Here is a 1,133-nt window from a genome sequence, read left to right on the forward strand (position 1 = left end):
CGAGCGCGCGGCACGCCGCGGCCGCCTCGCCCTGAGGGGCGGGCGGCTCCACGTGAACGGCGCCGCACCCGGCGAGCGCGAGCACGAGGAGCGCGGCGGCGGCGACACGCATCAGAAGATCTACCTCAGATATGGACGATCGGACACGTAAGGGTACGCGTGATCCCCTCCACTGCCTGAATCTGGGCCACGACGAGCTTGCCCAGCTCATCTACGTTGCGGGCCTCCGCGCGCACGATCACGTCGTACGGGCCCGTCACGTCCTCCGCCTGTGTGACCCCCGGAATGGCGGAGATCTCATGGGCCACGTTCGCGGCCTTGCCGACCTCGGTCTGAATCAGGATGTAGGCCTGCACCATCACGTCCTCCCGGGCGATTGGATCACACCGAAGGGCCACCGTACCCTGTGTGCGTCAGGAGGTGCGTCATCACAGTAGGAGATCTTGGCGAATTCGGAGCGGTGAGTCGTATTTCGGGACGTCTGCCGCAGGGCCCTGCTGTGCTGCTCGGCCCCGGCGACGACGCCGCGATGGTGAACGCCCCTGATGGGCGTGTGGTGGTTTCGACGGACCTCTTGCTTGAGGGTAGGCACTTCCGCCGCGATTGGTCCAGCGGCTACGACGTCGGGCGGAAGGCGGCGGCCCAGAACCTCGCCGACGTCGCCGCCATGGGCGCCGTGCCGACGTCCCTGGTGGTCGGGCTGGGGATGCCCGCGGATCTGCCGGTCGAGTGGCTGGACGCGCTGACCGACGGGTTCCGCGACGAATGCGCGGAGGTCGGGGCGAGCGTGGCCGGGGGTGACGTCACGCGGTGCGAGCTGATCGTCCTCGGAGTGACCGCCCTGGGCGACCTCGGCGGGCGTTCCCCGGTGACGCGTGCCGGGGCCCGGCCCGGTCACGTGGTGGCCGTCGCGGGGCGGCTGGGACACGCCGCGGCCGGACTCGCCCTGCTGCAGTCGGGCTGGAGTCCTGGCCGGGGCGGTCCGGCGCGTCCTGAGGACGTTCAGGGTGTTCAGGGTGTTCAGGGCGGACGTGGCGGGGGCGGTTCGGGGCTCTGGGAGGCCGTGGAGGCGCATCGCCGGCCGCGCCCGCCGTACGCCCGCGGGCCGGAGGCGGCGCGGCTGGGGGCCGGCG

2 protein-coding genes are annotated in these 1,133 nt (G+C 71.9%); one reads left to right on the forward strand and one right to left on the reverse strand.

Annotation, left to right across the window (positions count from 1 at the left end; all coding sequences use genetic code 11):
• Positions 1-125 precede the first annotated feature (125 nt).
• Positions 126-359: an Lrp/AsnC family transcriptional regulator gene (locus DQW85_RS22550; RefSeq protein ID WP_113702162.1), complete on the reverse strand. Its 234-nt coding sequence runs from the start codon at positions 357-359 to the stop codon at positions 126-128.
• A 215-nt stretch (positions 360-574) separates the two neighbouring features.
• Between DQW85_RS22550 and DQW85_RS22555 the strand changes: the two genes are divergently transcribed.
• A partial coding sequence (locus DQW85_RS22555) for an AIR synthase related protein (protein ID WP_240197357.1) occupies positions 575-1,133 on the forward strand: 559 nt, incomplete at its 3' end.

The organism is Nonomuraea lactucae (assembly GCF_003313395.1).
GTDB lineage: Bacteria > Actinomycetota > Actinomycetes > Streptosporangiales > Streptosporangiaceae > Nonomuraea > Nonomuraea lactucae.

Bases quoted from the DNA above. Each gene is read 5' to 3' on its own strand.
- DQW85_RS22550 (WP_113702162.1), bottom strand. From the start codon at position 359: ATGGTGCAGGCCTACATCCTGATTCAGACCGAGGTCGGCAAGGCCGCG.